The sequence below is a fragment of the Aquipuribacter hungaricus genome (assembly GCF_037860755.1).
Taxonomy (GTDB): domain Bacteria; phylum Actinomycetota; class Actinomycetes; order Actinomycetales; family JBBAYJ01; genus Aquipuribacter; species Aquipuribacter hungaricus.
The window spans coordinates 1-936 of sequence record NZ_JBBEOI010000466.1 but is presented as its reverse complement, the minus strand read 5'-3'; the positions used below and the strand labels follow the sequence as shown (position 1 = coordinate 936).

General features: G+C 79.0%; 2 protein-coding genes. Both read left to right on the top strand.

What is annotated here, in order from left to right; genetic code table 11:
* A partial coding sequence (locus WCS02_RS20655) for an AMP-binding enzyme (protein ID WP_422665450.1) occupies positions 1 to 618 on the top strand: 618 nt, incomplete at its 5' end.
* On the top strand, positions 615 to 936 hold a 322-nt coding region (locus WCS02_RS20650; RefSeq protein ID WP_340296191.1), incomplete at its 3' end, for a PLDc N-terminal domain-containing protein. The genes WCS02_RS20655 and WCS02_RS20650, both read left to right, overlap by 4 nt.

Sequence of the window (936 nt, the reverse complement as noted above, 5' to 3'; positions counted from 1 at the left end):
GCGCTGGAGCCGTGGCCGCCCGGGGCGGGGGCCGCGGGTGCCGCCGGCGCGGACGCCTCGACCGGCCGCGTGGTCGTCACGGGCCCCGTCGTCGCCCGCGGGTACCGGCGTCCCGCCGCACCCTCGTCAGGGGCGCCGTCCGGTCCCTCCGACGAGGGTTTCGAGGTCGTGGCCGGGGTGCGGCGGTTCCGCACCGCCGACCGCGGCGTGCTCGTCGAAGGCCTGCTGCAGCTGCTCGGACGCACCGACGACGTCGTCACCTCCGGCGGCGTCAACGTCGCGCTCGACGCGGTCGACCGGGTGCTGCGCGAGGCCGGCGCCCGCGACTGCCTGGTCGTGGCCGTCCCCTCGCAGCGGTGGGGGTCGGTGGTCGCGGCCCTGGTCGTCGGCCCCGACGCGGGGCCCACCGCCGCACGTGCGCTGCAGGACGCGGTGCGCGACCGCCTGGGCGCGGCGGCCGTCCCCCGGCTGCTCCGCCACGTCGACCGGCTGCCGACCACCGGGGTCGGCAAGCCCGACCGGGTGGCAGCGGTCGCCCTGCTGTCCCCCGGGGACGCAGCAGGGGCGCACCTGGGCGATCATGGGGGCACCGACCACCCGACGGAGGAGACGACGTGAGGCTGATCCCGGCAGCGATCGTGCTGGCGTTCACCATCTACTGCGTCCTCGACATCGTGCGGTCGGACACCGCGCAGGTCCGGACCATGCCCCGGCCGCTCTGGGTGGTGGCCGTGCTCGTCGCGCCCGTGGTCGGCGGGGTCGCGTGGCTGGTGCTCGGCCGTCCCCGCGGCGAGGCGTCGACGCGCCCGGCCTCCCCCGGCGCCCGCCCCCCGGTGCTCGGCCCGGACGACGACCCCGACTTCCTGCGCACCATCGACCGGCCCCGGCCGGTCCGCCCCGCAGAGCCGCTCGCGCCGCGCGACCCCTCCGCCGGCA